Below are 7,691 nucleotides of genomic sequence, written 5' to 3' on the forward strand. Positions count from 1 at the left end.
TTTCGCACGAAACTTGCAAAAAATCCTCAGGGCGGACCATTTTTCGCCGCATTGCAGCAATCCGCCGCCGAATGCGTCAAACGAAAAACGGCCCGTGCATCGCTGCAGGGGCCGTTTCGATGGCTGGGACGCGGCTTATTCCGGCGCCGGCTCCAGCTCCACCTCGTCGACGTCGCTCTCGACCACGCGCTGCAGGCCGGACAGCTTGGTGCCGTCCTCCACCGCGATCAGGGTCACGCCCTGGGTCGCGCGGCCCATCTCGCGGATCTCGGCCACGCGGGTGCGGATCAGCACGCCGCCGGTCGTGATCAGCATGATCTCGTCGGTTTCGTCGACCAGGGTCGCGGCCACCACCTTGCCGTTACGCTCGGTGGTCTGGATCGCGATCATGCCCTTGGTGCCGCGGCCATGGCGGGTGTACTCCAAGATCGGGGTACGCTTGCCGAAGCCGTTCTCGGTGGCGGTGAGCACGGACTGCTGCTCGTTCTCGGCCACCAGCAGCGCGATCACGTTCTGGCCTTCTTCCAGGTTCATGCCGCGCACGCCGCGCGCGGTACGGCCCATCGGGCGCACGTCGTTCTCGTCGAAGCGCACGGCCTTGCCGGCGTCCGAGAACAGCATCACGTCGTGCTTGCCGTCGGTAAGCGCGGCGCCGATCAGGAAGTCGCCCTCGTCCAGGTCGACCGCGATGATGCCGGCCTTGCGCGGGTTGCTGAAGTCCTTCAGCGGGGTCTTCTTGACGGTACCCAGGCTGGTTGCCATGAAGACGTAGTGATCTTCCGGGAAGCTCGAGTTCTCACCCGACAGCGGCAGCACCACCGTGATCTTCTCGCCGTCCTGCAGCGGGAACATGTTCACGATCGGCTTGCCGCGCGAGTTACGCGAGCCCTGCGGCACTTCCCACACCTTCAGCCAGTACATCCGGCCGCGGTTGCTGAAGCACAGGATGTAGTCGTGGGTATTGGCGATGAACAGCTGGTCGATCCAGTCCTCGTCCTTGGTCGCCATCGCCTGCTTGCCGCGGCCGCCGCGCTTCTGGGCGCGGTATTCCGAGATCGGCTGCGACTTCATGTAACCGGTGTGCGACAGGGTCACCACCATGTCCTGCGGGGTGATCAGGTCTTCGGTTTCGAGGTCGCTGGCGTTGTGCTCGATGGCCGAGCGGCGTGCATCCTTGCCGTTCTCGGTGTAGTCGGCCTTGATCTGGCCCATTTCGTCCACGATGATCGCGGTGACGCGTTCCGGCTTGGACAGGATGTCGAGCAGGTCGGCGATGTGGAGCATCACTTCCTTGTACTCGTTGACGATCTTGTCCTGCTCCAGGCCGGTCAGGCGCTGCAGGCGCATCTGCAGGATTTCCTGGGTTTGCTCGTCGGACAGGCGGTACATGCCATCCGGCTGCATGCCGTAGTGCTTCGGCAGGTGTTCCGGACGGAAGGCGTCGATGCCGCCGGATGCGCCCAGTTCGGTACGGCTCAGCATCTCGCGCACCAGGGACGAATCCCAGGTCCGCTGCATCAGCTCGACCTTGGCGACCGGCGGGGTCGGCGCGGCCTTGATGATGGCGATGAACTCGTCGATGTTCGCCAGCGCGACGGCCAGGCCTTCCAGCATGTGGCCGCGTTCGCGCGCCTTGCGCAGTTCGAACACGGTGCGGCGGGTGACCACTTCGCGGCGGTGCGACAGGAAGCTTTCCAGCATCTGCTTCAGGTTCAGCAGCTTCGGCTGGCCGTTGACCAGGGCCACCATGTTCATGCCGAAGGTGTCCTGCAACTGGGTTTGCTTGTACAGGTTGTTCAGCACCACTTCCGGCACTTCGCCGCGCTTCAGCTCGATCACCACGCGCATGCCCGACTTGTCGGACTCGTCGCGGATGTCGGAGATGCCTTCCAGCTTCTTGTCGCGCACGTTCTCGGCGATGCGCTCGAGCAGCGACTTTTTATTGACCTGATACGGCAGCTCGTCGACGATGATGGCCACGCGGCCGCCGTCCTTGCCGTACTCTTCGAAGTGGGTCTTGGCGCGCATCACCACACGGCCGCGGCCGGTGCGATAGCCGTCGCGCACGCCGGACACGCCGTAGATGATGCCGGCGGTCGGGAAGTCCGGCGCCGGGATCAGCTCGATCAGCTCGTCGATCGTGCAGTCCGGATTCCTCAGCACGTGCAGCGCGCCGTTGATGACTTCGGACAGGTTGTGCGGCGGAATGTTGGTCGCCATGCCGACCGCGATACCGGAGGAGCCGTTGACCAGCAGGTTCGGAATACGGGTCGGCAGGACGGTCGGTTCTTTTTCCTTGCCGTCATAGTTCGGCTGGAAGTCGACGGTGTCCTTGTCGATATCCGCCAGCAGCTCCTGGGAAATCTTGTCCAGGCGGCACTCGGTGTAACGCATCGCCGCAGCGCTGTCGCCGTCGATCGAACCGAAATTCCCCTGCCCGTCGACCAGGGTGTAGCGCAGCGAGAAGTCCTGCGCCATACGCACCAGGGTGTCGTAGATCGAGGCATCGCCGTGCGGGTGGAACTTACCCATGGTCTCGCCGACCACGCGCGCGCACTTGAGGTACGGGCGGTTCCACACGTTGTTCATCTCGTGCATCGCGAACAGCACACGGCGGTGCACCGGCTTGAGACCGTCGCGCGCGTCCGGCAGAGCACGGCCCACGATCACGCTCATCGCGTAATCGAGGTAGCTCTTGCGCATTTCTTCTTCCAGGGAAATTGGAATTGTTTCTTTTGCGAATTGATCCATTGGCGGGTCGGCTGTTTTGGGCCGTGAAATTTAAGTTTCCAAGGGGTAGATTTTACCACGCGCGCTATATCAGCAGTGCATTTTGAAAGCAAGTCCAGCACGGCTTGCGTGCGCACGTTTGCTAATCTGACACATGCATGTAATAAACTTTCGTCAAGCTTGCGGTCCGTTCACAATTACGTTGTTGCGCAGAAACAACGAGAGAAATCGCATGCGCAGCAAATGGGCTTTCCGCGGTCGTGCGGATGTAGCGTATGTGGCAAAATGGCCGAGATGTTAATTGCTCGTTTCACAATGCGAAACAGACACGTCCGTGCAAGTGTTAATATTCTGCCCACGTGCTCACATCATGCGCATCGGCGCGCAAGTTTCGCGGCGGGAAGAATTTACCGAAAGGAAGAAAAAATATGAAAAAACTGGCAACCCTCATGCTCGCAGCCTCGGCCGCGATGGCAGGCAGCGCTTTCGCGCAAAGCGCTCCGCCGTACGCGCCGCTGACGACCGACATCCAGGCGCCGACGCCTTACAGCGCTTACGTTCAGGATGCCCGCGGCGTGATCGCGCGCAATCCTTTCGGCCTGTGCTGGCGTACCGGCTACTGGACCCCGGCCGACGCGGTCCCAGGCTGCGACGCACCGCTGTGCGTGGCGCCTGAGAAACTGGAAAACGGCAAGTGCGTCGCGCCGCCGCCGCCGCCGCCGGTCGAAGCTCCGGCCCCGGCACCTGCCCCGGCACCGGCTCCGGCTCCGGTCCCGACCTCGGAAAAAGTGAGCTACTCGGCTGACGCCTTCTTCGACTTCGACAAAGCCGTGCTGAAGCCGGCCGGCAAGGCATCGCTGGATGACCTGGTCTCGAAGCTGAAGGACATCAACCTGGAAGTCATCATCGCCGTCGGCCACACCGACTCGATCGGTACCGATGCCTACAACCAGAAGCTGTCGGTCCGCCGCGCTGAAGCCGTCAAGGCCTACCTGCAAGGCAAGGGCGTGGAATCGAACCGCATCTACACCGAAGGCAAGGGCGAGAAGCAGCCTGTGGCCGACAACAAGACTGCCGAAGGCCGCGCCAAGAACCGCCGCGTGGAAATCGAAGTGGTCGGCACCCGCGGCACCCAGCAGCAGTAATCTGCCGCTGGCGGGCTGACGCCCCGGACAAACCCCGCTTCGGCGGGGTTTTTTTTCGCCAACCCAACCGTAGCACGGCGGCATTTCCGCTATTATTCGCACCTATGACTACGCAAGCATCGACGACGGCCAACGCCGACCCCTTGGAAATCCAGAAGTTCAGCGAGCTGGCCCACCGCTGGTGGGACCCGACGTCCGAGTTCCGCCCGCTGCACGAGATCAATCCGCTGCGCCTGGAATGGATCAACGCGCGCGTGCCCCTGAGCGGCAAGAACGTGATCGACATCGGTTGCGGCGGCGGCGTGCTGTCGGAATCGATGGCGCGCAAGGGCGCGAAAGTGACCGGCATCGACCTGTCGAAGAAGGCCCTGAAAGTGGCCGACCTGCACAGCCTGGAATCGGGCGTCGAGGTGCGCTACAAGCTCATCGCCGCCGAAGACATGGCCGCCGAGGAACCGGGCCAGTTCGACGTCGTCACCTGCATGGAAATGCTCGAGCACGTGCCCGATCCGGCCGCCATCGTGCGCGCCGCGGCGACCCTCGTGAAACCGGGCGGCCACGTATTCTTCTCGACCCTGAACCGCAATCCGAAGTCCTACCTGTTCGCGGTGATCGGCGCCGAGTACGTGCTGCGCATGCTGCCGCGCGGCACCCACGACTACGCCAAGTTCATCACGCCGGCCGAGCTCTCCAGCTTCATCCGCGCCGCCGGCCTGCAGGTCGAAGGCCTGAAGGGGCTGAGCTACAACCCGCTGACCAAGATCTACTCGCTGAACCAGGACACCGATGTGAACTACATGGTGGCCTGCACCAAGCCGCTTTAAGACGATACTGCATGACCTTTCCCTCCCGCCTGCCCGTGCCGCGCGCCGTCCTGTTCGACCTCGACGGCACCCTGGCCGATACCGCGCCCGACCTCGCCGCCGCCGTCAACTGGCTGCGCACCGAGCGCGGCCTCGAACCGACGCCCTACGCGGTGCTGCGCCCGACCGCCTCGGCCGGCGCACGCGGCATGATCGGCGCCGCCTTCGGCCTGGCGCCGGGTGACGAGGGCTATGAAGAACTGCGCCTGCAATGGTTCGACCGCTACCAGTCGGCGATGGCGGTCGAGAGCCGCCTGTTCGACGGCGTGCCCGAACTGCTGGACGGCATCGAGCAGGCCGGTATGGCCTGGGGCGTGGTCACCAACAAGCCGATGCGCTTCACCGACCCGCTGATCCCGCAAATCGGCCTGGCGCACGCCGGCTGCGTCGTCTCCGGCGATACCACCGCCTTCGCCAAGCCCCACCCGGCCCCGCTGCTGGAAGGCGCGCGCCTGCTGGGCCTGGCCGCCGAGGAATGCTGGTACGTCGGCGACGACCAGCGCGACGTCGAAGCCGGCCGCGCCGCCGGCATGGTCACGGTCGCCTGCGGCTGGGGCTATTGCGGCGAGATTCCGCCCGCGACCTGGGGCGCCGACTACCTGCTCGACAACCCGCTGCACCTGCTGCAGGTGTTGCGCGACGTGATCGACGCCGCACGTACTGCCGAAGCATCGGCCTGATCAAGCGCTTACATATCTTTACGATTGATACAGGGATCAGTCTATCTCTGCGTGACTTCCGCCATTAATCTACTCCCATACAACAACGCAACGTTTCGGGAGCAGAGAACATGGAAGCGATCAAGACCACCACCAACCGTATCCACCCGCTGATGGCCGGCGCCGCCGTGTCGGTCATCGTCGTCAGCCTGGCCGGCGCCGCCGCCATCACCGGCATCCTGCCGAGCTCGAACAGCGCTCCGCAAGCCCAGCCGGCCGCGCTGATGAGCTCCCAGGCCGCGCCTGGCTACGCCGGCGCACTGGCCCCGGTCGCCGCCCCCGTCGCGCCGCAGGGCGTGCAGCAGGCGCCTGTCGGCTACGCCCAGCCGGTGGCTGCAGGCTACGTCCAGCCGGCCGCCTACGCGCAGCCGGGCTATGGCCAGCCGGCATATGGTCAACAGGTGGCAGTCCAGCCGGCGCCCGCCCCGGCTCCGGTGGTGATCAAGGAAACCGTGATCAAGGAAGTGCCGGTGAAACAGGCTGCACCGCGTCCGCGCACCGTCGCCCACCACAGCTATGCCCGTGACGATTACTACGCCCCGGCACCGCGTCCGGCACCGCAGCCGAACTACGTCGGCATCGGCACCGGCGCCGTGATCGGCGGCCTGATCGGTAACCAGGTCGGCAGCGGCAACGGCCGCAAGCTCGCCACCGTGGCCGGCATCATCGGCGGCGGCATGATCGGCAACCAGATGATCAACCGCTGATCGCCGGTCCCCTGAAGGAAAGCCGCGGATGCGCAAGCCCGCGGCTTTTTTACGTCTTGCGGAACACGCTGACGATGATGTCGCTCGGGAATAGGCGCAGCAGCGGAAGCGCGCACATCACGGCGGCGTATTGCAGGTAGAGCGAGGGGCCGGAGATATTGCCGGCGCAGCGGATACGCTCCAGCAAGCCCTTGGCGCGCAGCGAAGGCAGTTCGCCGGAATGCAGGCGCTCGAAGCCGTGCCGTGACACCAGACGCTCCAGGTTGGCGGGACGGAAGTAATGGACGTGGGGCGAAGGCAGGTCCTTCTGCCACAGGCGCTCAAAAGGGCTGCGCCAGCCCATCCGCGCAAAGGCCTTCGACAGCCGATAGAAGAAGCCTGCGCTGTTGGGCAGGTTAAGGATCAGCAAGCCGCCCTCCTCCAGGCGAGCATGGCAGGCGTCGAGCGCGGCGCGGATGTCGGGAATGTGTTCGATGACGTCATTGAAGACGATGAGGTCGAAGCGTTCGCCGGCCTCCAGCGCATCCGGAAAATATCCCTGACGCACCGGCAAGCCCCGCGCCGCCGTGCGTCCGCCGACCACGGCATCCGGCTCGATCCCCAGCGCTTCGAAGCGCTCGCGCGCGGTCTCCAGGAACCAGCCATGGGCGCAGCCGACATCGAGCAGCTTGCGCGCGCCCGGCCGGGCCAGGCGAACCGCGATGTCGACGATGTCACGGAAGTTCTCCTGCCGCAGCGCCTTCAGGCCCAGCTCGCGCTCATCCTCGTCGACCGGCGCCCCCGCCGTCTTCTCGTTGATCGCTCCTTGCAGAGCGGCACTTTCGTACCCACATTCGTGGCAGGACGCATGCCATCCAGCCAAACCAGCGGTTTGCGGCGTACCGCAGACGATACATGCCATATTCTCTCCGTTCAGTGTCATCGAGCCGTCTCCAGCAACCATGCATGATAGTTCGGATTTGACAATGAAAATCTATCGAAAGTTAACATTTTCGTGTGTTCTCGGAGAGGTCCGTATCACTGCACACCGCCTCGGTTTGGAGTACAATGGTAGTTCTTCGTTGGGGGGCGACCTGGTTTCGACGTGGGTTGCAAAGCAGCGCAGGGCATACCGAGGACTGGTTACCTCGTAAATACATCCAGAAATCAATAACTGCAAACGATAACTCGTACGCACTCGCAGCCTAATCGCTGCTAGCTCTACATCACCTCGCCTCTGGGGTGAGCCGCAAGGCAAGTAGAGTCATTTACAGAGGCTAGGAATCAACTGGGTCACTTGGTTGCTTCCGAAATTTAAGGTGACTCGCTTGTACACAGGGTGCACATCCCCGTTGTACTGGTTAAATTAAAAGATAGTGCTAAGTATGTAGAACTGTCTGTAGAGTGCTTGCGGACGAGGGTTCGATTCCCTCCGCCTCCACCAGTATTCAAAAACAAAGCCCTGCCGGCGCAAGCCGGTGGGGCTTTGTTTTTGAATACTCGCATGAGCAGAAGGAAATCGAATCCTCGTCCGGCACGGACGAGGGG

6 protein-coding genes and 1 other RNA gene are annotated in these 7,691 nt (G+C 63.4%); 5 read left to right on the plus strand and 2 right to left on the minus strand.

All coding sequences use genetic code 11. From position 1 onward, the window contains the following. Positions 1-135 precede the first annotated feature (135 nt). A complete protein-coding gene (gene gyrA / locus AC1DIX_RS23685; protein WP_442123657.1) occupies positions 136-2,751 on the minus strand; it encodes a DNA gyrase subunit A in 2,616 nt (871 codons plus the stop codon). A gap of 407 nt (positions 2,752-3,158) precedes the next feature. Here gyrA and ompA point away from each other — a divergent pair, with 407 nt between their 5' ends. The 4 genes from ompA to AC1DIX_RS23705 all read left to right on the plus strand — a co-directional run bounded on the left by ompA (position 3,159) and on the right by AC1DIX_RS23705 (position 6,164). Beyond that, the gene (ompA, locus tag AC1DIX_RS23690) at positions 3,159-3,875 is read left to right on the plus strand and encodes an outer membrane protein OmpA (protein ID WP_442123656.1); all 717 of its coding nucleotides are present in this window, start codon (positions 3,159-3,161) and stop codon (positions 3,873-3,875) included. Positions 3,876-3,979: 104 nt separating this feature from the next. Then, positions 3,980-4,699 carry a bifunctional 2-polyprenyl-6-hydroxyphenol methylase/3-demethylubiquinol 3-O-methyltransferase UbiG gene (gene ubiG, locus AC1DIX_RS23695; RefSeq protein ID WP_477327878.1) on the plus strand — a complete coding sequence of 240 codons (720 nt, stop codon included), beginning with the start codon at positions 3,980-3,982 and terminating at the stop codon, positions 4,697-4,699. Positions 4,700-4,710: 11 nt separating this feature from the next. After that, positions 4,711-5,418 carry an HAD family hydrolase gene (locus AC1DIX_RS23700; RefSeq protein WP_477327880.1) on the plus strand — a complete coding sequence of 236 codons (708 nt, stop codon included), beginning with the start codon at positions 4,711-4,713 and terminating at the stop codon, positions 5,416-5,418. A gap of 110 nt (positions 5,419-5,528) precedes the next feature. Further along, positions 5,529-6,164: a glycine zipper 2TM domain-containing protein gene (locus tag AC1DIX_RS23705; RefSeq protein ID WP_442123653.1), complete on the plus strand. Its 636-nt coding sequence runs from the start codon at positions 5,529-5,531 to the stop codon at positions 6,162-6,164. A 49-nt stretch (positions 6,165-6,213) separates the two neighbouring features. Here AC1DIX_RS23705 and AC1DIX_RS23710 read toward each other — a convergent pair whose 3' ends face one another. Continuing rightward, a complete protein-coding gene (locus AC1DIX_RS23710) occupies positions 6,214-7,086 on the minus strand; it encodes a class I SAM-dependent methyltransferase (protein WP_477327882.1) in 873 nt (290 codons plus the stop codon). Positions 7,087-7,228: 142 nt separating this feature from the next. Between AC1DIX_RS23710 and ssrA the strand changes: the two genes are divergently transcribed. Beyond that, positions 7,229-7,587: a transfer-messenger RNA gene (gene ssrA / locus AC1DIX_RS23715) on the plus strand. The last annotated feature ends 104 nt before the right edge of the window (positions 7,588-7,691 follow it).

The organism is Massilia sp. 05N420, assembly GCF_056397205.1.